This window comes from Kitasatospora sp. NPDC029367, assembly GCF_055569135.1.
Genome location: NZ_JBVHYH010000051.1, coordinates 1 through 21602 on the forward strand (window position 1 = coordinate 1; position 21602 = coordinate 21602).

General features: G+C 74.7%; 20 protein-coding genes. 8 read left to right on the plus strand and 12 right to left on the minus strand.

Annotation, left to right across the window (positions count from 1 at the left end):
• Positions 1-144: 144 nt before the first annotated feature.
• The 7 genes from ACZ4W5_RS25065 to ACZ4W5_RS25095 all read right to left on the minus strand — a co-directional run bounded on the left by ACZ4W5_RS25065 (position 145) and on the right by ACZ4W5_RS25095 (position 7127).
• Positions 145-525, minus strand: coding sequence for a VOC family protein (locus ACZ4W5_RS25065; RefSeq protein ID WP_360229018.1), 381 nt, complete (start codon positions 523-525; stop codon positions 145-147).
• Between the two features lie 111 nt (positions 526-636).
• A complete protein-coding gene (locus ACZ4W5_RS25070; RefSeq protein WP_465657023.1) occupies positions 637-1587 on the minus strand; it encodes an STM4011 family radical SAM protein in 951 nt (316 codons plus the stop codon).
• A complete protein-coding gene (locus tag ACZ4W5_RS25075; RefSeq protein ID WP_465657024.1) occupies positions 1584-2915 on the minus strand; it encodes an STM4012 family radical SAM protein in 1332 nt (443 codons plus the stop codon). Before ACZ4W5_RS25075 ends, ACZ4W5_RS25070 begins: the two co-directional genes overlap by 4 nt.
• Positions 2912-3769, minus strand: a complete 858-nt coding sequence (locus ACZ4W5_RS25080) for an STM4013/SEN3800 family hydrolase (protein ID WP_465657094.1) — start codon at positions 3767-3769, stop codon at positions 2912-2914. The genes ACZ4W5_RS25075 and ACZ4W5_RS25080 overlap by 4 nt, the downstream gene beginning before the upstream one ends.
• 41 nt (positions 3770-3810) lie before the next feature.
• On the minus strand, positions 3811-5046 hold the full coding sequence (locus ACZ4W5_RS25085; protein WP_465657026.1) for an STM4014 family protein: 1236 nt from the start codon (positions 5044-5046) through the stop codon (positions 3811-3813).
• 87 nt (positions 5047-5133) lie between these two features.
• The gene (locus tag ACZ4W5_RS25090) at positions 5134-6066 is read right to left on the minus strand and encodes an STM4015 family protein (RefSeq protein ID WP_465657028.1); all 933 of its coding nucleotides are present in this window, start codon (positions 6064-6066) and stop codon (positions 5134-5136) included.
• Positions 6067-6131: 65 nt separating this feature from the next.
• Entirely contained in the window at positions 6132-7127 is a 996-nt protein-coding gene (locus tag ACZ4W5_RS25095; RefSeq protein ID WP_465657030.1) for an STM4015 family protein, read from the minus strand.
• A 202-nt stretch (positions 7128-7329) separates the two neighbouring features.
• Here ACZ4W5_RS25095 and ACZ4W5_RS25100 point away from each other — a divergent pair, with 202 nt between their 5' ends.
• Together ACZ4W5_RS25100 and ACZ4W5_RS25105 are read left to right on the plus strand one after the other, a co-directional pair.
• The gene (locus ACZ4W5_RS25100; protein WP_465657032.1) at positions 7330-7656 is read left to right on the plus strand and encodes a hypothetical protein; all 327 of its coding nucleotides are present in this window, start codon (positions 7330-7332) and stop codon (positions 7654-7656) included.
• 130 nt (positions 7657-7786) lie between these two features.
• The gene (locus ACZ4W5_RS25105) at positions 7787-9004 is read left to right on the plus strand and encodes a DUF6745 domain-containing protein (RefSeq protein ID WP_465657033.1); all 1218 of its coding nucleotides are present in this window, start codon (positions 7787-7789) and stop codon (positions 9002-9004) included.
• Positions 9005-9022: 18 nt separating this feature from the next.
• On the opposite strand, the gene ACZ4W5_RS25110 is transcribed toward ACZ4W5_RS25105, so the two are convergent.
• The 3 genes from ACZ4W5_RS25110 to ACZ4W5_RS25120 form a co-directional block, all read right to left on the minus strand.
• Positions 9023-10816: a hypothetical protein gene (locus ACZ4W5_RS25110; protein WP_465657035.1), complete on the minus strand. Its 1794-nt coding sequence runs from the start codon at positions 10814-10816 to the stop codon at positions 9023-9025.
• A 106-nt stretch (positions 10817-10922) separates the two neighbouring features.
• The gene (locus ACZ4W5_RS25115) at positions 10923-11138 is read right to left on the minus strand and encodes a hypothetical protein (RefSeq protein ID WP_360229047.1); all 216 of its coding nucleotides are present in this window, start codon (positions 11136-11138) and stop codon (positions 10923-10925) included.
• Positions 11139-11275: 137 nt separating this feature from the next.
• Positions 11276-12058: a class I SAM-dependent methyltransferase gene (locus ACZ4W5_RS25120; protein ID WP_360229050.1), complete on the minus strand. Its 783-nt coding sequence runs from the start codon at positions 12056-12058 to the stop codon at positions 11276-11278.
• A gap of 187 nt (positions 12059-12245) precedes the next feature.
• On the opposite strand from ACZ4W5_RS25120, the gene ACZ4W5_RS25125 reads away from it, so the two are divergent.
• Genes ACZ4W5_RS25125 through ACZ4W5_RS25135 form a run of 3 tightly spaced genes read left to right on the plus strand, consistent with a single transcriptional unit; the run spans position 12246 to position 14061 of the window.
• Entirely contained in the window at positions 12246-12914 is a 669-nt protein-coding gene (locus ACZ4W5_RS25125) for a hypothetical protein (protein WP_360229053.1), read from the plus strand.
• Positions 12911-13291 carry a hypothetical protein gene (locus ACZ4W5_RS25130; RefSeq protein WP_360229056.1) on the plus strand — a complete coding sequence of 127 codons (381 nt, stop codon included), beginning with the start codon at positions 12911-12913 and terminating at the stop codon, positions 13289-13291. Before ACZ4W5_RS25125 ends, ACZ4W5_RS25130 begins: the two co-directional genes overlap by 4 nt.
• An 8-nt stretch (positions 13292-13299) precedes the next feature.
• Positions 13300-14061 (plus strand): class I SAM-dependent methyltransferase, encoded by a 762-nt coding sequence (locus tag ACZ4W5_RS25135; protein WP_360229059.1) that lies wholly within the window; start codon positions 13300-13302, stop codon positions 14059-14061.
• Positions 14062-14131: 70 nt separating this feature from the next.
• Here the strand turns inward: ACZ4W5_RS25135 and ACZ4W5_RS25140 are convergent, their stop codons facing one another.
• Both ACZ4W5_RS25140 and ACZ4W5_RS25145 read right to left on the minus strand, forming a co-directional pair.
• Positions 14132-15733, minus strand: a complete 1602-nt coding sequence (locus ACZ4W5_RS25140; RefSeq protein WP_465657038.1) for an ABC-F family ATP-binding cassette domain-containing protein — start codon at positions 15731-15733, stop codon at positions 14132-14134.
• A 237-nt stretch (positions 15734-15970) separates the two neighbouring features.
• Positions 15971-17305, minus strand: a complete 1335-nt coding sequence (locus tag ACZ4W5_RS25145) for an NAD(P)/FAD-dependent oxidoreductase (RefSeq protein ID WP_465657040.1) — start codon at positions 17303-17305, stop codon at positions 15971-15973.
• 473 nt (positions 17306-17778) lie between these two features.
• Between ACZ4W5_RS25145 and ACZ4W5_RS25150 the strand changes: the two genes are divergently transcribed.
• From ACZ4W5_RS25150 to ACZ4W5_RS25160, 3 genes are all read left to right on the plus strand, one after another.
• On the plus strand, positions 17779-18948 hold the full coding sequence (locus ACZ4W5_RS25150) for a magnesium and cobalt transport protein CorA (protein WP_402480084.1): 1170 nt from the start codon (positions 17779-17781) through the stop codon (positions 18946-18948).
• 231 nt (positions 18949-19179) lie between these two features.
• A complete protein-coding gene (locus ACZ4W5_RS25155) occupies positions 19180-20733 on the plus strand; it encodes a hypothetical protein (RefSeq protein WP_360229071.1) in 1554 nt (517 codons plus the stop codon).
• 246 nt (positions 20734-20979) lie between these two features.
• The gene (locus ACZ4W5_RS25160; protein ID WP_360229074.1) at positions 20980-21576 is read left to right on the plus strand and encodes a helix-turn-helix domain-containing protein; all 597 of its coding nucleotides are present in this window, start codon (positions 20980-20982) and stop codon (positions 21574-21576) included.
• Positions 21577-21602: the final 26 nt, after the last annotated feature.

The following is a 21602-nucleotide window of genomic DNA, read 5'->3' on the forward strand; positions in this document are numbered from 1 at the left end:
GACCCAAATCACACCACCCCCCCCCCCCCCCTCCCCCCCCCCCCCCCCCCCCCCCCCCCCCCCCTCCCCCCCCCCCCCCCCCCCCCCCCCCCCCCCCCCCGGCGTCCCGGGTGCGGTTGGGGGCGGGGTGCGGTTGGGGCTGGGTCAGCTGCCGACGCGCTGGGACACGCAGAGGATGTTGCCCTCGCTGTCCTTGAACCAGGCGGCGCGCATGCCCTCACCCTCGGCGACGCCGTTGACCGTCTTGAGGCCGGGGAAGTCGTACTCCTCGAAGGTGATGCCGTGCTCACGCAGCGCGGTCATCTCGCCGTCGAGGTCGGCGACCTTGAAACTGGCGAGGGTATGGGCGGCCTGGCCGCCGCTGGGGGTGTGGTAGATGGTGAACTGCGTCGCGCCGCATTCGCCGGTCAGCTCCTCCTCGTGCTCCTCGACGACCTTGAGGCCGAGGGTGTCGGTGTAGAAGGCCTTGGCGCGGGCGAGATCGGTGGCGGGGATGACTGCTTGCAGCGGTCCGTCTCCAAGCATGGTGGTTCGCCTCCTCTCGGTTACCAGGCTAGGGAGGTACGCGGCCGGGCGCTCGGTGGGCCGGGGAGCGCTGCGGGCCGTGCGCGGCCGGTCACGCGGGGGCGCGGACGATCAGCTGCCCCGAGCCCACTCCTGCGGCACCCGTTCCAGCACGCCCGCGCCGAACAGCTCGTACAGCGGCAGCGTCTCCAGGTGGACGTAACCGATGTGGCAGTCGCAGACCGGCAGTGGGCAGGGGCGCGGCCGCAGCCGGGCGCGGTAGCTGCCGTCGTAGAGGTTGCCGAGGACGTCCCGGACGAAGTGGCAGCGGCGCACCGTGCCGTCGCCGTCCACGGAGAGCACCGACTCGCCGGTGCGGCAGGGCAGTCCGGCGCTCGGGTGGGCGTGCCGGCTGTAGCCGAAGTGCGGGTCGAGGGCCGTCCACTGCGCGGCCTCGGCATCGGTGTAGCTGCGGCCCTCGGCCGCGTTGATCCACAGGTACACCTCGGGGGCGAGCGCCGCGCGCAGCCTCCGGGCCTCGGGGAGGTGGTCCGGCTGCCCGACCACGCCCACGCTGTAGCGCACGCCCAGCGCGTCCAGCTCGCGGCACTTGGCGAGGAAGCGGTCGAAGGGCACCTGGCCGGGGTGGTAGGTGACCCACAGGGCGAGGGTGGCGGGGTCGGCCTCGGCCAGCCACCCGGTGCGGCAGCTCAGGTTGGTCTGGATCGCGACCCGGCGCACGTGCGGGAGCCGGCTCAGCTCGACCAGCGCGCGGCGGTACCAGGAGCGGACCAGGCCCTCGCCCCAGGGGGTGAACAGCAGCGACAGGGTGTCACCGGTGCCCGCGCGGGCGGTGGCCCAGGTGGTGAGGCGTTCCAGCGCGGCCCGGTCGGCGCGCAGCTGCTCGGGCGAGTCGCGGCGCTTGGCGAACGGGCAGTAGGGGCAGTCGTAGTCGCAGGAGGCGAGCGGGCCGCGGTAGAGCAGGGTGAGGTCGCGGGCCTGCGCCGCGTCGGCGTCGACGGTTACGGCGGTGTCGACGTCCGCAGGGACGGGGGCGCCGGAGGGCATGCCGAGGAAGGTCATTTCGCCTCGTAGCCCGCCATCAGGGCCCGGACCTCGGGCGAGAACAGCAGCGGCCCGACCGCGTCCGAGTGGGCCAGGCCCTCCGGGGTGAGCCGCAGCCGCTCCGGGTCGGCGGCCAGCCAGCCCCGCTCGGCGAAGCCGGCCAGCTCCGCGGCGAAGTCCTCGGCCGGTGAACTGCCGAAGCGGGCACGGTAGTCGGCCAGCGGCATGCCCTCGGCCTGGAGCAGGGACTGGACCAGGTGGCGGCGGCGCGGCTCCCCGCCGGCCATCCAGTGGCCGACCTCGGCGTGGTGGAAGTCCTCGGTGGAGACGTAGTCGTCGATGATGCCGCGCACCTCGGTGGCGTTCACCGCGTAGTCGAAGGAGTAGTGCAGCCGCGAGGTGTAGGAACGGGCGCCGCAGCCCAGGCCGACCATGCCGTCGGTCTGGCAGGCGTACTCGCCCTGGCCGGCCTGCGGGGAGGCCGCGCGACGGTACATCCGCATCGACACCTGCTGGTAGCCGTTGGCCAGCAGGTGGTCCCGTCCGGCCCGGTAGAGCGCGAGCCGGCGGGCGTCCCAGGCGGCGGCGCTCTCCTGCTCGCCGCGCCGGGCCAGGCCGGTCAGCGGGCGGACGTACAGCGGGTAGAGGTAGAGCTCCTCGGGCTGCCAGTGCAGGGCCGCGTCCAGTGAACGAAGCCAGCTCGCCTCGGTCTGGCCGTCGATGCCGTAGATGAGGTCGATGTTCAGCACCGGTATCCCGGCGGCCCGGATCCGGGCCAGGGCGGCCTCCACCTCGGCGCGCTTCTGCGGGCGGACGGCCGAGCGGGCCTCGGTGTCGTCGAAGGACTGCACCCCCAGGCTCAGCCGAGTGGTGCCGCGGGCGGCCAGTACCTCCAGCCGGTCGGCGGTCGCGGTGGCGGGCGAGGCCTCCACGGAGAGCGGCACGGCCCGCAGGTCGGCGCCCATCCGGTGCTCGGCGATGTCGCACAGCCGCTCCAGCTCGGCGGCCGTCAGGTAGGTCGGGGTGCCGCCGCCGAACGCGGCCAGTGCGAACCGGGCGTCGCCGTCCAGCGCCGAGCGCACGGCGTCGGCCTGGCGCTCCAGGGCGTCCAGGTACGCGGTGGTCAGGCCCTCGGGGCTGCCGATCCGGGTGAACAGGTTGCAGAAGCCGCAGCGGACCTCGCAGAACGGGACGTGCACGTAGAGCGAGAGGGCGTGCTGCGGTTCCCCGGCCCAGAGTTCGCTGAGCGCCGGGCGCTCGGCTAGCCGGCGGTAGGCCGTCTTGTGCGGGTAGGCGTAGACGTAGGACTGGTAGGGCGAGTCGGCAAGCGGGGGTGCGGTGGTCATGCGCGCTCCTCGGGGGTGCTGGCGGGGGAGGGGGCGGTGACCGCGCCGTGGCCGGGCGGGATGGTGAAGTGGGCGTACGGGACCGTCCAGACCACCTCGTGGCCGATCCGGTGCCCGGTGTAGCCGTCCTCGCCGTACGCCGTGCCGTGGTCGGAGCAGACGACGGCGAAGCAGGGTCGGCGGGCGCTCATCGCGGTGAAGAGGCGGCCGATGTGGGCGTCCACGTACTCCAGGGCGGCGGCGTGGCTGGCCCGCGAGTCGCCGTGCTCGCGGGTGGCGCCGGGAAGGTGGAACCAGTTGGGCTGGTGCAGCGCCGAGACGTTCAGGAACAGGAACAGCGGCTGTTCGGCGGGCTGTTCGGCGGCGATCCGCTCGGCCCGGGCGACCTGCTCCTCGAAGGAGGTGGGGGAGGCCACGCCCATCGCGGGCTCCCAGTGGCTCTCCTGGAACAGGCCGGGCAGGACCGAGCCGAGCGGGCCCTGCCTGTTGAAGAAGCCGACGCCGCCGATGCAGACCGTTCGGTACCCGGCCGCGGCCAGCGCGGTCGGCAGGTCCGCCGCGTCGAACACCCAGGTACGGGTGGCCGTGCTCTCCGAGCCGGCGAAGCGGGCCGCGAACAGGCGCGGGTGCGGGCCGCCGGGAGCGGCCGGGGTGGGCAGGAAACCGGCCATGATCGCCTGGTGGGAGGCGTAGGTGAAGCTGCCGGGCGCGTGTCGGCGCTCCCAGCGGCCGCCGGGCAGGAAGGCGGCGAGGTTCGGGATCCGGCCGGCCGCGGCCAGCTCCTCGGCGACGTCGAAGCGCAGCGTGTCGAGGGTGACGAGCAGCAGGTCGTGGCTGCCCACGACCGCGTTCATGTCGGGGTTCGGGGCGGCCGTCTCGGGCGTGGGCTGGTGGTTCATCGGGAGGGTTCCATGCTCTGGTGGTGCGTCGGGGCGGGGGTGCGGGGCTCTGTGCGGTCGGTATGGGTGGCCCGGCCGGTACGGGTGGCCTGGTTGGTGCGAGTGGCCTGGTCGGTGCGCCGGGCGAGGGCGGCGAGCTGGGCGCCGTAGGTGTCGAGGCCCTCGGCCGGGCCGTCCGGCAAGCCGGTGAGCCCGGGCAGCAGGTCGCCGAAGGCGTTCACCTCGCCGACCAGGGCGCGGCGCCAGCCCGCGGTGGGCAGGACGTCCACGCCGACCATCGGGGAGCCGGGGAAGCAGGCCGCCGCCCGCTCGGCCGTCTCCAACAGGGTGGGCCAGGCCGGGCCGGCCGCCTCCCGGGCCAGCTCGAGGCTGCCCCGGGCGCCGCCGAGGTGGAGGTTGGTCATCGGCTGGGAGCTGGTGCGCACCACCGCGTGGGTGGCCCGGCCCTCGACCACCACGACGCGCAGGTCCGCCGAACGGCCGGACTGGGAGGCCTTCGGGATCCACTGCTCGACGTGCAGCCCGTCCGGTGCCAGGCGGTCGACGATCTCGGCGACCTCCCGCTCGTCGCGGTAGCGGCGCACCCGCAGCGAGTTGTGCAGCCGGCCGTCAGCCAGCTCGACCGAGGTGGTGGCCAGCAGCCGGCCGCGCGGGCCGAACTCCAGGGCCATCACCCCGGAGGCGGAGGAACCGTGCGCGGGCTTGACGAAGACCCGGTGCAGACCGGCCGCGGCGAGCCGCTCGCGCAGCTGGTCCCAGCCGGAGAGCTCGCCGCCGGGGTCCTGGCCACCGGGGCCCGGGCCGTTGGGGCCCTGGCCGGTGAGCGCCCGGGGCACCGGCACGCCGGCCGTGGCGAGCCGTGCGTGCGTCCGGCGCTTGTCGAACATCACGCCGATCTCCTCCGGGTCGCCGAGCAGCCGCACCCCGGGGTGCGCGGCCAGCCCGCGCAGGGCGGTCAGCACCCCGGCGTACCAGACGGCCGTGCCCTCGACCCTGGTCGGGGCGTAGCCGGAGCCGAGCGCCGGGCCGCGGAGCAGCTCGTCGACCAGCGGCTCCTCACCGGGGGACTCGATGCGCAGCAGGGTGCCCTCCGGCAGCCGGTACCCGCCGCGCAGGACGTCCAGCCAGGGCAGCACCGCGGGCTCGGGCAGGCCGGCGGCCCGGGCGGCGGCGGCGAACAGCGTCACCCGCCGGTGCCCGGGGTTGCCGAGGACGGTCAACTGCTGCGTCATCGTGCCGTGTCCTCTCTCCGTTGCCGTTGCTGTTGCCGTTGCTGCTTCCGTGCCGATTCCGTTTCCGTCTCCGGTCTTCGCCTGCGGCTACTCGGCGACCGCGACGTAGCGGTCCTCGTCGTCCTCGCCCGCGTCCTCCGCCTCGGTGAGGTCGAGTTCGACGCCGGGCAGGGCTTGGCGCAGGCGCTGTTGCATCTCCTCGGTGAGGTAGTGGTGGTGGAGGTCGAGTGCGCGCAGGTGGGTGAGCGGCTGGCCCTCCAGCAGGGCCGCCGCGCCTTCGTCGGAGAGCACGCCCATGGACAGATCGAGCGACTCCAGCCGGGCCACGACGGGGGCGTGGGCGAGGGCGGCGGCGATCTCGTCCTGGAACTCGCTGTTCTGCAGGCCGAGGTGGCGCAGCCGCGGCAGGCGCGAGCCGTCCAGGAAGGGCGTCAGGTCGTCCAGCGTGGTGTCGCCGCCGTATTCGTCCACCCCGAGCCAGAGCTCCAGCCGCTCCAGCGCGGGCAGTTCGGAGCCGGCCACCGCGCGGACCACGGTGGCCGGCAGACCGCCGGACTCGAAGCGCAGGGACGTCAGCCGTTCGTGGCGCACCGGGAGGAGGCAGAGGTCCATGCCGCCGCGCACGGTCAGCGAGGCCAGCCGGGGGAAGGCCGTCAGCAGCGGGGTGACGTCGTCCATCTCCAGCCAGGAGATCTCGCACTCGTCGAAGGTGACGTCGCCGAGGAAGACCGCCTCCAGCGCGGGCAGCCGGTCGGCCTCGGCCGCCAGGGCCTCGACCGCGACCCGCACGGAGGAGTAGCCGCCCTGCCACCAGGGGCCGATCACCAGGGCGCGGACCCCGGCCGGGTCGACGGCCCGGAGGAAGGACTGCCAGAGCTCCTCGAAGCCGTGCCGGGCGTCGTACTCCAGGGCCAGCCGCCAGGCGGCCTCGCCGGCTTCGGGCCGGCTTCCGGTGTCGTCGGGGGCGAACTCGTGGATCGGCAACTCGTGGAAGTGCTTGAGGTGGTGCGAGACCGTCATGTCGGATCCTGGCGGGTGTGCTCGGGCGGGTGCGGGGCGGGTGGAGCCGGAGGGGGTGGTGCGGGCTATTCGGCGACGGCGACGTAGCGCCACCGGTCGTCCGGCTTGCCCGGTTCGCCGAGGTCGAGTTCGACGCCGGGCAGCGCTTGGCGCAGGCGCTGCTGCATCTCCTCGGTGAGGTAGTGGTGGTGGAGGTCGAGTGCGCGCAGGTGGGTGAGCGGCTGGCCCTCCAACAGGGCGGCCGCGCCCTGGTCGGTCAGCACGCCCATGGAGAGGTTGAGCGACTCCAGCCGGGCGACCACGGGGGCGTGGGCGAGGGCGGCGGCGATCTCGTCCTGGAACTCGCTGTTCTGCAGGCCGAGGTGGCGCAGCGCGGGCAGCCCGGTGCCGTCCAGGAAGGGCGTCAGATCGCCGATCGTGGCGTCGCCGCCGTAGTTGTCCACCCCAAGCCAGAGCTCCAGCCGCTCCAGCGCGGGGAACTCGCAGGCGGCCACCGCGCGGACCACCGTGGCCGGCAGGCCGCCCGCCTCGAAGCGCAGCGCCTTGAGCGCCTCGTGCCGCAACGGCTGGAGGGCGAGGCCGCCCCGGCCCTCCCAGTCCTCCGAGGCGCCGCGCACCACCAGTTCGGCCAGTGCGGGGAAGGCCGTCAGCAGCGGTGTCACGTCGCACTGCTGGATCCAGGAGATCTCGCACTCCTCGTACGTGACGTCCCCGGCGAACAGCGCGCGCAGGGCGGGCAGTCGGGGCGCGGCGGCGACCACCGCTTCCAGCGGCTCCCGGAAGGAGTCCGGCTCCTCCGGCGCCCACTGGCCGATCACCAGGGCGGTGACCCGCTCGGTGTCGACGGCCTCGAGGAACTGCTGCCAGCGTTCGGGCCACGTCCGCTCGGACTCGTAGTCGAGCCGGATCCGCCAGGCGACCGCGGCCGCGTCCGGCAGCGGGGCGGGCCCGGCGCCGTCGGTCGGCCCGGCTGCCTCCGCCGCCTCCGCCGCCTCCAGGGCCTGGACGAAGTCGAAGACCGGGAGACCGTGGAACTGCTCGAGGTGGTGGTTGACGGTCATGCGCTGCTCCTCCGGGGAATCGGACCGAACGACTGTCTACCAGGCGGGTCCGACAGACCGGTGGCCGGGTGGCGGCCCGGGCGCATTGTCAGACCCTTGCTCTACGTTCGGGTCGTGGCTCCGGAGCGTGACCGTCTCCGGTCGGGCGGAGCCGTGGGTTCCGGCGTCCGTCGGGGTCCGGCCGTACGGCGTGGGAGGGCTGATGTACCGCCAGGGTGATGTGTTGATCGTGCCGGTCGCGGAGGTCGTGGTGCCGCTGCGGGTGTCCGGGCTGGCCGTGCAGCCCCGGGACGCACGGGGGCGGATGGTGCTCGCGCTCGGTGAGGTCACCGGCCATGCGCACGCCGTGGTCGGCCCCGGTGAGCTGCGCCGGGAGGCCGGGCCCTTCGGCGAGGCCTGGCTGCACCTGCCGGAGGGCGGCCGGGTGGTGCACGAGGAGCACGCGGCGATACCGCTGCCCAGGGGGTGGTACCGGGTGGTCCGTCAACGCGAGTACGTGCCGGGCGCGGTGCGGGTGGTCGCGGACTGACTGTGGGGGCGGGTGCGGGGGCGAGTGCCGCCGCGAGTGCGGGAGCGAGTGTCGGCGCGGGTGCGGCACCGGGGATGCGAACGGGAACGGACGGCCGGGTGGGGAGCCCGGCCGGGGAACGGAGCAGACGATGACGACGGAGACGGTGATCCGGGCCAACCCGGCGGATCCGGACGCGGACACGGGCGGGGGCGGCGAGGTCGGCGGGGCGGCCGGCGCCGCCGGGGCCACGGCGCGCTGGCGGGCCGCTTCGGCCGCCACCGGGCCGGCCGACCGGGCGGCGGTCGAACGCGCGGTGCGGGCCGCCTACCGGGCGGCCGGGCTGCCCGAACCCGCGGCCGTGCGCTGGTTCGGCTCGCCGCTCGCGGCCGCCGAGGCCGCGCTGGAGCTGCGGGCCGCCGGGGCGGTGAGCGTGCGCGAGGAGGTCCGCACCCGGCCCTGGGAGGAGGCCCGGCGGCGGGCCGTCGAGCGGGTCGGCCCGGCCGGCTGGGCGGCGCACTGGGCGCTCACCGGCGGTGAACTCGGCCCGGTCAGCACGCCGTTGGCCGAGCGGGTGCGCAACGCCGTGCTCGACCGGCTCGCGCCCGAGGCCGACCGCGACCGGGCCTCCGGCAGTGACCTGGCCTCCGGCAGCGACCGGACCCCCGACGACGACCGGACCCCCGACGACGACCGGACCCCCGACGGCGAGGCCGCCGCGGCCCGGAACCGCCGCACCGCCGTCCGCCTCGCCCTGCTGGACGCGGTGCGCGGCCAGCACGACGCACCCTGGTTCGCCGCCCTGGAGGCCGCCGGTGCGGGCGTCGAGGCCGTGGCACCGCTCGCCGAGGTGGGGCGGGGAGCCGGCTGGTGGTGGCCCTACCAGGAGGTGGCGCTGGTCTCCGAGCGGCCCGTCGCCCTGCACCGCGACGAGGCCGGCCGACTCGACCGGGCGGACGGCCCCGCGCTGGAGTACCCGGACGGCTTCGCGCTGCACGCCTGGCGCGGGATGCCCGTCCCCGCCGAGTTCCTGGCGGGCCTCGCCGAGGTGACGGCCGAGCGGATCCGTACCGAGGAGAACGCCGAGCTGCGCCGCGTGCTGCTGGAGCACTACGGCTACGAGCGGTACCTCGCCGACTCGGGCGCGGAGCCCGTCCACCGTGACGAGACGGGCGTGCTGTGGCGGATCGTCCTGCCGGACGACGAACCGGTGGTGATGGTCGAGGTGGTCAACTCCACGCCCGAGCCCGACGGCACCTCCCGCACCTACTGGCTGCGCGTCCCGCCGAGCACCCGGACGGCCCGGGCCGGGGTCGCCTGGACGTTCGGCATACCGGAGACGGCCTACCACCCGCAGCGGGAGACCTGACGCTCCCGCCCGCGCCCGTCAGACCCACGGGGCCTTGCGCCCGCAGGTCACAGGCCACTCGGCGGCGGGGACGCCGGCGCACCACAGCCCGGGGTCGTCGGAGGACTCCTTCCGCGCGGTCAGGCCACGGTTGACGTCGGCGCAGGTCGCGACGGGGGAGTACCGCGGGCAGCGGCCGTCGGCGTCCTTGATCGCGTGTGCGCGCCAGGCGTCCAGGCCCATGTCCTGGACCACCGGGGCGGTGGTCGGCATGTACCGGTTGGCCGACCAGGAGCCGGCCATCGCGGTGAACAGCGCGATCGCGCAGACTCCGGCCGCGGTGATCCGGCGGACCGTCAGGAGGCTCCGGCCGGTGGCCGGGCCGCCGCCGGGCCGGGACAGCGTGCGGCTCCAGGCCGCCGTGTGCCGGACGGCCAGCATCAGTCCGAGCACCGCCAGGACGATCAGGCAGTACAGGATGATCCACGTCGTCCGCGGGTAGAGCTGCACGGCCTGGGTGCGCTCCATCCGCGCGGCGAACCAGAACCGGAGCAGCCAGGAGCTGACCAGGACGGTGGCGACGGTCCGCACCAGGACGCCTCCCGAACCGAGGCCGATCGCGAGTGCCGCCGCCGCGAGCAGCAGCAGGGTGAACGCGCTCTGCCCGGCCAGCTCGCCGCTGACCGGCCAGTTGTGGTAGGTCTGCGTGCCGGCCCGGTCGGACGCCCATCCCATCACGTAGGCGGGATCGGCGTAGACCGTGATCATCGCGTAGCGGTCCTTGGTCGTCGCACCGAACCGGACCATCTGGTAGAGCAGTGGCGCGCCGACCAGCGCGGCGCTCACCACCGTGACCCCCAGGAAGAGCAGCGTCCGCCGCAGCCGCGCCGCTCCCGCCCGCCAGGGGATCGAGAACCCGACCAGGACGAGCACACCGGGAGCGGCCCAGACGAACCAGCCGGAGTACCAGAGGAACACCACGCCCATCGCGGAGCCGTACGCGACCGCCCGCCGGACGGCGCTGCGGGTCGGCAGCCGGTGCGCCCGGCGCAGGTCGCGCAGGCAGGCGGCCAGCAGCGGCACCATGACCAGCATGGCGCTGTGGCTGTAGGGGCGGATGGGGTCGATGAAGAGCACCGCGGCGGGCACCGCGACGAGCAGGGCCCAGAAGGGCCGGAGCAGCAGCCGCCAAACCAGATAGGCGATCGGGCCGGCGACGGCGGTGCAGAGCAGTTGCAGGTCCTGCATGGCGAACCCGACGCCCGCGACACCACCGTGGAACAGCTTGCCCCACACGGCCAGCAGCGCCGGGAAGAGCGGCGGGTAGACCCCGGGCAGGCCCTTGCCGTGGATCATGTCGTCGGCCATGCCCATCACGTTGCCCGGGTCGCCCTCCTGCCCCCCGAGCCCCCACGGGGTTCCGTGCAGCGCCACCGCGATGCCGCCGGCGACCAGGCCGGTGCTCAGCCCCGCGATCACCGCGCACCCGAGGCGGAGCGCCGGACGGTAACGGTCGGGGCCGGCCCGGTGGGCGACGTACAGCAGCGCCGCGAGGACGGGCACGGCGACCACCGCGGCATGCACTTGGAGACCGGCGAGGCCGCTCACCTGGCCGATGCGGACGAGCGGGTTCACGTCGATGCTGCGGGCCCAGAGCATGAAGCCGACGCCGGTGACCAGGCTGACGACGGCCTCGGCGACCGCCATCGCGTGCGGCAGGGGCCGACGTGCGCCCGCTGTGCCGGTGGACGTGACGGCGCCGGGTTCGCGGTCCGCCCCGGTGATCCCGGCGGCCGGTGGTGCAGCGGTCGGACGAGTGGTCGCATCAGTCATGCAGTTGTGCTTTCTCACTGTGCATCCGCCGCACCCGAATGGGCTCGCCGGACCCGGAGTCCCCCGCTTGACGGTCGCCCTGGGGAACGACCGGCACCCACCCCGGTCACGTGGCATGACCTGGACGGAGCAACCGGGCGGGACCGCGCCCCGGCTCAGGCCCGCAGGCCGTGGCGCTTGGTGTGGGCGAGCGGGCGTTGGCGAGGACGTCCACCAACGCCCGGACCGCGACGGGGTGTTCGGCGAGGAAGTCGAGGTTCGCCTCGATGTAGGCGGCCAGCATCGCGGCCGGTTCGTGCTGGGCGCGGATCCGCGGCTGCATGGCGGCCCGGGCCTGTTCCTGGACGGTGTCGACCAGGGTCTGGAGGAGGTCCTCCCTGTCGTCGAAGTGGTACGAGATCAGCCCGCCGCCTCCGGTGGGGGAGGCGGCGGGGTGGTGTGGCGGAGGAAACCGGGAGGTCAGGGCGCCCGGGCGAGCAGGACGGGCTGGAAGAAGCCGGTGTCGGCGGGGTGGCGCCAGTCGGTGGCGGTGAGGCCCGCCTCGGTGGCGAAGGTGCTCAACTGGGCCTGGGTGAGGGCCCAGTAGCTGGACCGGCGGACCGTGGTGCGCCACTGTCCGGTGTCGTCCGGTAGGAGTCGGAAGAGCTCCAGGTCGTAGCGTTCGCCGTCCTCGCGCCAGTGCCAGAGCTGGAAGAGCACCGAGCGCCGGCCGTCCGGTTCGGCGGTCTGCGGCAGGGTGGCGGCGGGACGGTCCCGGCGCAGCTCGTCGTACGGGCGGGTGGAGAGCAGGAGCAGCCCGCCCGGGCGCAGCACCCGGCGCATCTCGGCCAGCGCGGCGCGGACGTCCTCGGCCGCGAGCAGGTGGGGGAGCGCGTTGTCGGCGCACACCACGACGTCGAACCGGCCGTCCGGGAAGGGGAGTTCGCGCATGTCGGCGGCCGCTGCGGGCAGTCGGAGCCCGCGTGCGGCGGCCTCAGTGGCGGCCCGGGCGGCGGCGACCGGGCTGAGGTCGGTACCGGTCACCTGGTGGCCCAGCGCGGCCAGTCCGATCGCCTGGGTGCCGATGCCGCAGGCGCAGTCGAGCACCTCGGCCGGGCCCTCGCCCAGGTGCTCCCGGACGAGGGCGTCCAGGGCCGCGCCCTGGCGGGTGAGCGCGGCGTTCCAGTCGGCGTAGAGCAGGTGGTAGTCCTCGGCGAAGTCGTCGTAGAAGCGGCCGAGCTCGGACTGCGGTGTGCTGGTCATGGCGTCGAGGTCTCCCCGCGTGGTGGTCGGCAGGAGGACCAGCGGGCGGCTCGCCGTCCTGGCCGTCCTGGCCGTCCGTCCTGACCGTCCTGGCCGGCCGTCATGGCCGCTATCCTCGCGCAGACGTATCGACCGGGGGTAGCGGCTTTCGAGGCCGCGGTTCCGGAACCGGAGGAAGGGGCGGACCGTGGAACGGATACCGGACGAGGACCCGCTGGACGGGATCCGTCCGCTGCTGGAGGCGGGGGAGGCGGTTCTCGGCTACGAGCCGGACGGGAGTTGGCCCGGCGCTGGGCCGACGCCCGGGTTCGCCGACCGCTGCTGGGTGCTGCACACCTTGCGGGTGGACGGGCGGCCGGTGCGCTGGGCCGAGGCGCTGGCGGGCGCCGGGCGGCGCCTCGCCGACTGGCCCTTCACGCTGTCGCACCTGGTGTTCGACCGGCGCGTCGTGCTCCCGGGCGAGGTCGACCACCCGCTGATCGGGGTGCCGGACCGCGACTGCCTCGCGCGGCTGGTGGAGGTGCTGGCCCGGCACAGCGCCGACGGGCCGGCGACCGACTGCCGCCTCGCCTCGGCCGCGATCGAGGACCTGCTTCGACCGGTGACGGCCCACCGAGGCCGGCTGGACGAGGTGCTCGCCCACTACGACGCCCGGCCGGAGTACGCCCAGTTCCCCGCGCACTGGTGGCCCGCGGACCGCTCCTGGTTCGTCCTCACCAACTGGGACCTCAGCGCCACCGAGGTCTTCGGCCCGCCCGCCCTGATCGCCGACCTGCTCGCCGACACCGGGCTGGAGGCCGTCCGCCACCCGAGCATCGCGGCGATTCCGGACGGCCCGGTCCGGTGGCCGGAGTGATCGAGCTGCCGGCAGGGTCCTGGTGGGACTGGGACGTGTACTCCTGGCGCCCGGGGGAACTGCGTCTGGCCGCCGGGCACGACCTCGGCTACCACCACGGCCTGGAGCTGGTCCTCACCGACCCGCTGTACGTCCGCTGCCCGCAGGCCTTCCAGGATCCGGTGTTCCGCGAGCCGAGCGTCGAGGAGCGACGGCTGGTCGAGCGGCAGTGCGGGGAGCAGCCGGAGGTGCTGCTCGCGTTCGAGGCGGACGGCGGCGGGGCGGAGCCGGTGTCCGGGCTGATCGCCGCCGGAGGCCTGGAGGTGCGGGTGGGGTGGGTGCTCCGGTACCCGGCCGGTTCCGAATCCACTGGCAGCGCGGCGCCGGCGCCGCGATGATGCCACGCATGCGCACCTTCGAAGAGCTGATCGCCGAGGCCGGGTCCGTCCCCGTGGACGGTTGGGACTTCTCCTGGCTGGACGGCCGGGCGACCGAGGAGCGCCCCTCCTGGGGCTACCAGCGGCTGCTGGCCGGGCGGTTGGCGTCGGCGTCGGCGGCCCTGGACATCCAGACCGGCGGCGGGGAGGTGCTGGCCGGCGCCCTGCGTCAGGGCGGCCGCCCGCCCGTCCTGGCGGCCACCGAGTCCTGGCCGCCCAACCTGGCCAAGGCGACCCGGCTGCTGCACCCGCTGGGCGCGGTGGTGGTCGCCGACCCGGACGAGCCGCCGCTGCCGTTCGCGGACGAGGCCTTCGACCTGGTCAGCAGCCGGCACCCGGTGAAGGCCTGGTGGTCGGAGATCGCCCGGGTGCTGCGGCCCGGCGGCGCGTACTTCGCCCAGCACGTCGGCCCGGCCTCGGTCTTCGAGCTGGTCGAGTACTTCCTCGGGCCGCAGCCCGAGGCGCGCGAGGGCCGCCGCCCCGAGGCGGAGAGCGCCGAGGCCCGGGCGGCCGGGCTGGAGGTGGTGGACCTGCGTTCGGAGCGGCTGCGGATGGAGTTCCGCGACATCGGCGCGGTGGTCTACTTCCTGCGGAAGGTGATCTGGATGGTTCCGGGCTTCACCGTGGAGGGCCACCTCGACCGGCTGCGCGAGCTGGACGCCCGGATCCGGGCCGAGGGGCCGTTCGTCGCCCATTCGGCGCGCTTCCTGATCGAGGCGCGCAAGCCGTAGCGGCCCACCGGGGGGACGGCGGACCGCTACGGGCGAGGGCGGTGGCGAGGGCTCACTCCAGGCCGGTGGCTCAGGCCTGGGTGACCAGGTCCAGGTACTCGTCGTGCCACAGGTCCTCGTCGCCGTCCGGCAGCAGCAGCACCCGGTCCGGCCGGAGCGCCTCGATGGCACCGGGGTCGTGGGTGACCATCACGATCGCACCCGGGTAGGTGCCGACCGCGGCCAGCACCTCGGCCCGGGAGGCCGGATCGAGGTTGTTGGTCGGCTCGTCCAGCAGCAGCACGTTGGCGCCGGAGTGGACCAGGGCCGCCAGCGCCAGCCTGGTCTTCTCGCCGCCGGAGAGCACGCCGGCCGGCTTGTCGGCGTCGTCCCCGCGGAACAGGAACGCGCCGAGGACGGTCCGCAGTTCGCCGTCGGTCAGGTCGGGCGCGGCGGCGGCCAGGTTGTCGCGCACGCTGAGCGCCGGGTCCAGGGTGTCGTGCTCCTGGGCGAAGTAGCCGAGCCGCAGGCCGGTGCCGGCCACGACCCGGCCGGAGTCCGGGCGTTCCTGCCCGGCCAGGACGCGCAGCAGGGTGGTCTTGCCGGCGCCGTTGAGGCCGAGCACGACCATCCGGCTGCCCCGGTCCACGGCGAGGTCCAGGCCGCTCAGCACCGTCCGGCCGCCGTAGGCCTTGGCGAGGCTGACCGCGCCGAGCGGGGTCCGGCCGCAGGGCGCGGGCTCGGGCAGCCGGATGCGCGCGGTGCGCTCGGCCTGCCGTACGGGTTCCAGCTCGGCGAGCATCCGGTCGGCGCGCCGGGCCATGCTGCGGGCGCTGGTCGCGGTGGCGACGTTGGAGCGCATCCGGTCGGCCTGGGCGTGCAGGGCGGCGGCCTTGCGCTCGGCGTTGGCCCGCTCCCAGGTGCGGCGGCGCTCGTCGGCCGCGCGCTGGGCCAGGTAGGCCCGCCAGCCGGTGTTGTGGACGTCGAGCGCGGCGCGCTGCGGGTCCAGGTGGAAGACCCGGTTGACGGTCTCCGCCAGCAGGTCGAGGTCGTGGCTGATCAGCACCAGCCCGCCCCGGTGGGCGGCGAGGAAGCCGCGCAGCCAGCCGACCGAGTCGGCGTCCAGGTGGTTGGTGGGCTCGTCCAGCAGCAGGGTGCCGTAGTCGGCGAACAGGATGCGGGCCAGCTCGACCCGGCGGCGCTGGCCGCCGGAGAGGGTGCCGACGGGGGCGTCCAGCACCCGGGCGGGCAGCCCGAGCCCGGCCGCGACCCGGGCGGCCTCGGCCTCGGCCGGGTAGCCGCCGCGGGACTGGAACGCGGCGTCGGCGCGCGCGTAGGCGTCCATCGCCCGGCGTTCCTCGGCGGCGGAGCCGGCCCGGGCCATGGCCCGTTCGGCGTCGCGCAGCGCGCGGACGGCGGTGTCCAGGCCGCGGGCGGACAGGATGCGGTCGGTGACGGTGACGGCCGGGTCGGCGGCACGGGAGTCCTGCGCGAGGTAGCCGACCGGTCCGGTGCGGGTGACCGTACCGGCGGCGGGGGGCAGTTGGCCGGCGAGGGTGGAGAGCAGGGTGGTCTTGCCGGCGCCGTTGCGGCCGACCAGGCCGATCCGGTCGCCGGGGGCGATGTGCAGGGTGACGTCGGACAACAGCAGACGGGCGCCGACGCGCACGTCGACACCACGGGTGGTGATCATGGGATAACGCTCCGAAACAGCTGACGGGCACACGGGTGGCGTGGAGGCGGGTCCGTCAGCTAGGAGATTCGGGGCGTAGACATGTCGGCCAGGCTAGCGGGCGGCCGGAACGGACGCACCCGAATTAACGGGTGCATCCGGACCGGACCGGATCGGACCGCTCGGCGAGGCGGACCGGACCGGATCGGACCGCTCGGCGAGGCGGGCCGGGGCGGCCGCACTGGCCCGAGCCGGCCGTCAGCCGCGCAGCACGGCGGCCACCACCGCCGGGTGGAACAGCCGGGTCGGCGGCGCGACCAGCGACAGCACCTCGTGGAAGGCCGCCGTGATCGCGGGGTTGTGGGTGGCGCCCCGGAGCACCTTGTCCAGGTAGCGGTGCTGGAGCCTGATCAGCGCGCCCGAGGGCCCGCCCGTGGTGGCGGCGAAGCGGACGTCCTCGGCGCTGGACATCATCCACGCGGTCTTGGACACCGCCGCGATCTCCCGGCGCGCGTCACGGGCCGCGGCCGGCCCGACGCCGCCGTGCCGGGCGGCCGTGCGGCGCAGCACCTGGGCGCAGAACAGCGACACGGTGATGCCCTGTCCGTACACCGGGTTGAAGGTGCTCGCGGCGTCGCCGACCGCCACCAGGCCGTCCGGGGCGCCGCGTTCGTAGTGCCGCCGCACGCCCGGGCCGGGCAGGAAGCCGCGCACCTCGCCCGCCGGTTCGGCGCCCCGCAGCATGTCCGCGAGGGCCGGGTCGCGCAGCCGGGACAGGTGCTCGGTGAAGCCCTCGGTGCCGGGTGCGGGTTCGGCGCCGCGCATCCCGGCCAGGCTGACGATCCAGCGGTCGCCCTCGACCGGCAGCAGGACGCCCATCCGGGGCCTGTCCGGGGCCTTGGTCTGGAGGTAGACCGCCTGGTGGCCGAGGTCGACGCCGGGCGGGCGGTGGAACAGCCGGGAGGCGTACGCGACGCCCGCGTCCACCCGCTCCTCGGGCACCGGGCGGCCCAGTTCGCCGAGCCACTTCGGCACGGAGGTCGAGCGGCCGGCCGCGTCGATCACCAACTCGGCCGGGATCTCCCGGACTTCGCCGCGCTCCTGGCCGCGCTCGCGGACCTTCACCCCGGTCACCCGCTGCGCCGAGCCGAGCAGGCCGACCACGTCGGTGCCCTCCAGGAACTCGATCGACGGCTCGGTGCGGACCCGGTCCAGCACCACCTTGTCCAGCACCGGCCGGGTGCAGGAGAGGAAGGCCAGCTGGGCCGGGTAGTCGGCCATCCAGCCGGCGGAGCTGAGCCACCGGAGGTCGCCCGAGGTGGAGACCCGGTGCGCGCCCGCGTCGGTCAACTCCTGCTTGATGCCGGGCATCAGCTCCTCCAGCGCGCGGTGGCCCGCCTCCAGCACCAGGTGCGCGTGCCGGCCCTGCGGCACCCCGGCCCGGAACGCCGGCTCTTCCGGGTACCGGTCCCGCTCCACCACGACGATCCGCTCGGCGCGGCCCCGCAGCGCCCAGGCCGCCACCACGCCGGCCAGCCCGCCGCCGATCACCACCGCCGTGCCCCGCGCGGGGGCCGTCTCCAAAGAATTCATGCGACGTAGCGTAGTGGCGGCGGCGTCGGAGCGTAATCGGTCCAGTTGGACGAACGGGCGGACGGCGCAAGTCCGTTGACGTCGGGTCGGGACGGTCCAGGAGCCGCCGGAGGGCCCGGTCGGAACGGTGGCGGTGAGGGGCGGTGGAGAGGATCGGTCGGGCGGGTACTGAACGGGTACTAAAATCGGGCGGGTTGCGTCAGCGTCCTGGTCCTCCGGGGCGCGCGGATTCGAGGAGGTGAGAGCCGTGGAGTGCAGTAGTACGGGTCGAAGTCGGCCCCGCCCCCGGTTGTCCCGCAGGATTCGCGGCCCCCGGCACTCCTCCTCCCGTACGGCTCCCGCGCAGGGCTGACTCCGCCACCGGCGGGGCGTTGCTGCCGGTCGCGCCGTGCGCGTGGCGGCGGGCCGGGCGCCCCCGGCCCGCCGTGCCGAGCGCGGCGGTGGCCGGGCACCCACCGTGGAGGTTCCCCGCCATGTCCGACTGGCGTGTGCGCGCCGTGCGCGCGAGCAAGCGTCCGTTCTCCCGTCCGACGGCCGAGCGGCGGCCCGTCGATCCCCGCTCCGCGCCCGAGCACTCGATGGACCCGCGCCCGGACCAGCCGGTCGAGCCGGTGGCCCTGGAACGTTCCGTGGTGGACGCGGCGGTCTACCGCGACGGCCGCCGCACCGACGCGCCCGCCGACCTCGCCGAGATCTACCGCGAACTGCCGGACCGGCCCGGCACGATGGCCTGGATCGGGCTGTTCCGCCCGGCGGAGGCGCAGCTGCTGGAGGCCGCGGACCGGTTCAACCTGCACGAACTGGCAGTCGAGGACGCCATCGTGGCCCACCAGCGGCCGAAGCTGGAGCGCTACGGCGACACCCTGTTCGTGGTGCTGCGCGCCGCCCGCTACCTGGACGAGGCGGAGGAGGTGGACTTCGGCGAGATCCACCTGTTCGTCGGCCCCGAGTTCGTCATCACCGTGCGCCACTCGCAGGCCCCGGACCTCTCCGCGGTCCGCCGCCGCCTGGAGGACGACCCGGAGCTGCTGGCGCTCGGCCCGGAGGCGGTGCTGTACGGGGTGCTGGACGCCGTGGTGGACGGCTACGCGCCGGTGATCGCCGGGCTCCAGCACGACATCGACGAGATCGAGACCGAGGTGTTCGGCGGGGACCCGCACGTCTCCCGCCGGATCTACGAGCTGTCCCGCGAGGTGATCGAGCTCCAGCGGGCCACCCGGCCGCTGCTGGAGATCATGCGGAGCCTGGAGGCGGGCTTCGGCAAGTACGGCACCGACGAGGAACTCCAGCGCCGCCTGCGGGACGTCGCGGACCACGCCACCTACGCGGCCGAGCGGGTGGACGGCTTCCGGCAGATGCTGCAGAACATCCTGACGGTGAACGCGACGCTGGTCTCGCAGCGGCAGAACGAGGAGATGAAGCAGCTCGCCGAGGCCGGGCACGCGCAGAACGACGAGATCAAGAAGATCTCCTCCTGGGCGGCCATCCTGTTCGCGCCGACCCTGATCGGCACGGTCTACGGGATGAACTTCGAGATCATGCCGGAGCTCAAGTGGGCCTTCGGCTATCCGTTCGCGATCGGGTTGATGGCGCTGGTCTGCACCGGGCTGTACCTGGTGTTCAAGCGCCGAGACTGGCTCTGACGGCCCCCGGCGGGCCGTCCGGGTGCCACCGACGACCCCCGCGCTAAGGAAGCGTCAAGATCCCCCTCCGCCGGTGTCAAGGAGCCGTCAGGGAGCGTCTCATCGCTGGTGGCGCGGCACTAGCGTCGCGCGGCGGAGAGAAACGGTTCTGTGCGCGGTTCCCACCGGGAGGTTCGGTTCCCACCGGGAGCCTCCGGAGGACCGTGCCACGGGGGAAAGGGACGTGTGGTCATGACCACCTCGACTGCAGGCAGAGCGGCCACCTCGGAGGAGGCGGCCGCCGGAGGGGACGACGGCCCGGAACCGGCCGGGAGCGGGGAGCCCGCCGGAGCGCGGGTGCCGTCCGGACCGCTGGCCCGGCTCGGGCAGGGCCTGCGGACGGTCGGCAGCCGCTCCTACTGGACCACCCCGCGCCTGGTGCGCGGGCTCACCGCACTGAGCCTGGCCGCCCTGATCGGCCTCGGCGCCACCGCCACCGCCGTGCTCGGCGGCGCCCGGGACGGCACCGACACCATCGGCCACCGGGCGGCCCCGCAGGCCACCCGGGCCGCCGACCTCTACTTCGCGCTCAGCGACATGGACGCCCAGGCCGCCAACCTGCTGCTGGTCGGCGACGACCAGGACTACGCCGCGCTGCGCAAGCAGACCCTGGACACCTACGAGCTGCGCCGCAACCAGGCCGACGACGACCTCCAGCAGGCCGCCCAGGCCGCCGCCGACGACCCGGCCGGGCAGCGCGCCGTCCAGCTGGTACTCGGCCGGCTCGGCAGCTACGAGGCCCTGGTGGCCCGCTCCCAGCTGCTGGAGGAGCAGGCCAAGGCCCCGGCCGGCAAGCCCTCGCCCGCCGCCCTGGACGCCTACCGGCAGGCCTCCGACCTGCTGCGCAGCCAGCTGCTGCCCGCCGCCGACCAGGTCACCGCCGCCAACGAGGCGACCGTCGACCGCGTCTACGGCCAGCAGCGCGCCGACCTGGGCACCGGCTGGTGGTGGCTGTTCGCCGTCGGACTGCTCGCCCTCGCCGCGCTGTTCGGGCTCCAGCGCGCGCTGTTCGTGCGCTACCACCGGGTGTTCAACCCCGCGCTGGCCGGCGTCACCCTGCTGACCGGCGCGGTGCTGGTGACCGGCCTGGCCCTGGTGGGCCGCACCTCGGACCACCTGGCGACGGCCAAGAGCGACGCCTACGACTCGGTGATCGCGCTCAGCCGGTCCCGCGCCGTCGCGTACGACATGAACGCCGACGAGAGCCGCTACCTGATCGACCCGAGCCGGGCGGCCGTGTGGGAGCAGGCCTACCTGGAGCAGAGCCAGGCGATCGTCCACTTCGACGGGGCGACCATGGACAGTTACGGCACCCGGCTGCAGACCGCCGTCGAACGGCACCACCAGGACCGCTCGACCGTCCCCTTCGGCGGGTACCTGGGCGACGAGCTGCACAACATCACCTTCCCCGGCGAGCAGGCGGCCGCGGAGCGGGTGTTGAGCGCCTTCCAGGAGTACCAGGCCATCGACCACCGGATGCGCGTGCTGCGCGGCGCGGGGCAGCTCAAGGACGCGATCACCCTCAACACCGGCCTCGCCGAGGGGCAGTCCAACTACCAGTTCGGGCAGTTGAGCACGGCCCTGGAGGACACCATCGACGTCAACCAGAAGGCGATGGACTCGGCCGTCGCGGCGACCGACGGCGACCTCGACGGCACCACGGCGGCCCTGGGCGGGGTCGTCCTGGCGGCGGCGGTGGCGCTCACCGCGGTGGGGGTGCGGCCCCGGCTGCGCGAGTACCGGTAGTGCGCGGCCCGTTGACGGGGCGACCGTATGACGGGACGGCCGGATGACGGCACGGCCGCATGACGGGACGGCTGTCTGACGGCACGGCCGGATGACGGGATGACTGGAAGGCCGTGATCCGGGAAGCCGGAGGACGGGGCCCGGTGGCGATCGGCGGACCGCCACCGGGCCCTGCCGGCAGGCGGGGTGGCCGTCACCGGTGTGCCGGATTGACAAGCACCCTTGCCGTCCCGGCGAATAGCAGGCATGGCCGACGAAGAGTTCGAGAACGTCCTCACCACGGTGGGTCCGCGGCTGCGGGCGCTGCGCCGGGAGCGCGGCACCACGCTCGCCAAGCTGGCCGCGGCGACCGGGATCTCGCTCAGCACGCTGTCCCGCCTGGAGTCCGGGCAGCGCAAGCCGACCCTGGAGCTGCTGCTGCCGCTGGCCCGGGAGTACCGGGTGCCGCTGGACGAACTGGTCGGCGCCCCGGCCACCGGAGACCCGCGGATCCACCCGCGCCCGGTGACCAGGAACGGGCAGACCGTCATCCCGCTCACCCGCCACCTCGGTGGTCTGCACGCGTACAAGCACATCGTGCCACCGGGCCGGAACGCCGGGCCGGAGCTGGAGTTGAAGGTCCACGAGGGCTACGAGTGGCTGTACGTGCTGTCCGGGCGGCTGCGGCTGGTGCTCGGCCCGCACGACCTGGAGCTGACCGCCGGTGAGGCCGCCGAGTTCGACACCCGGACCCCGCACGGCTTCGGCAACGCCGGCCCGCAGCCGGTGGAGTTCCTCAGCCTGTTCGGCCCGCAGGGCGAACGGATCCACATCAGGGCGCGCCCGGGAACCTCAGTTCGGTAGGTTCGTTCCCTGACAGGGGGTCTCCG

What these genes read in the sequence shown, in the direction of transcription:
- ACZ4W5_RS25065 (WP_360229018.1), bottom strand. Translation starts at nt 525, where the DNA reads ATGCTTGGAGACGGACCGCTGCAAGCAGTCATCCCCGCCACCGATCTC.
- ACZ4W5_RS25070 (WP_465657023.1), bottom strand. Translation starts at nt 1,587, where the DNA reads ATGACCTTCCTCGGCATGCCCTCCGGCGCCCCCGTCCCTGCGGACGTC.
- ACZ4W5_RS25075 (WP_465657024.1), bottom strand. Translation starts at nt 2,915, where the DNA reads ATGACCACCGCACCCCCGCTTGCCGACTCGCCCTACCAGTCCTACGTC.
- ACZ4W5_RS25080 (WP_465657094.1), bottom strand. Translation starts at nt 3,769, where the DNA reads ATGAACGCGGTCGTGGGCAGCCACGACCTGCTGCTCGTCACCCTCGAC.
- ACZ4W5_RS25085 (WP_465657026.1), bottom strand. Translation starts at nt 5,046, where the DNA reads ATGACGCAGCAGTTGACCGTCCTCGGCAACCCCGGGCACCGGCGGGTG.
- ACZ4W5_RS25090 (WP_465657028.1), bottom strand. Translation starts at nt 6,066, where the DNA reads ATGACGGTCTCGCACCACCTCAAGCACTTCCACGAGTTGCCGATCCAC.
- ACZ4W5_RS25095 (WP_465657030.1), bottom strand. Translation starts at nt 7,127, where the DNA reads ATGACCGTCAACCACCACCTCGAGCAGTTCCACGGTCTCCCGGTCTTC.
- ACZ4W5_RS25100 (WP_465657032.1), top strand. Translation starts at nt 7,330, where the DNA reads ATGTACCGCCAGGGTGATGTGTTGATCGTGCCGGTCGCGGAGGTCGTG.
- ACZ4W5_RS25105 (WP_465657033.1), top strand. Translation starts at nt 7,787, where the DNA reads ATGACGACGGAGACGGTGATCCGGGCCAACCCGGCGGATCCGGACGCG.
- ACZ4W5_RS25110 (WP_465657035.1), bottom strand. Translation starts at nt 10,816, where the DNA reads ATGACTGATGCGACCACTCGTCCGACCGCTGCACCACCGGCCGCCGGG.
- ACZ4W5_RS25115 (WP_360229047.1), bottom strand. Translation starts at nt 11,138, where the DNA reads ATGCAGCCGCGGATCCGCGCCCAGCACGAACCGGCCGCGATGCTGGCC.
- ACZ4W5_RS25120 (WP_360229050.1), bottom strand. Translation starts at nt 12,058, where the DNA reads ATGACCAGCACACCGCAGTCCGAGCTCGGCCGCTTCTACGACGACTTC.
- ACZ4W5_RS25135 (WP_360229059.1), top strand. Translation starts at nt 13,300, where the DNA reads ATGCGCACCTTCGAAGAGCTGATCGCCGAGGCCGGGTCCGTCCCCGTG.
- ACZ4W5_RS25140 (WP_465657038.1), bottom strand. Translation starts at nt 15,733, where the DNA reads ATGATCACCACCCGTGGTGTCGACGTGCGCGTCGGCGCCCGTCTGCTG.
- ACZ4W5_RS25145 (WP_465657040.1), bottom strand. Translation starts at nt 17,305, where the DNA reads ATGAATTCTTTGGAGACGGCCCCCGCGCGGGGCACGGCGGTGGTGATC.
- ACZ4W5_RS25150 (WP_402480084.1), top strand. Translation starts at nt 17,779, where the DNA reads ATGTCCGACTGGCGTGTGCGCGCCGTGCGCGCGAGCAAGCGTCCGTTC.
- ACZ4W5_RS25155 (WP_360229071.1), top strand. Translation starts at nt 19,180, where the DNA reads ATGACCACCTCGACTGCAGGCAGAGCGGCCACCTCGGAGGAGGCGGCC.
- ACZ4W5_RS25160 (WP_360229074.1), top strand. Translation starts at nt 20,980, where the DNA reads ATGGCCGACGAAGAGTTCGAGAACGTCCTCACCACGGTGGGTCCGCGG.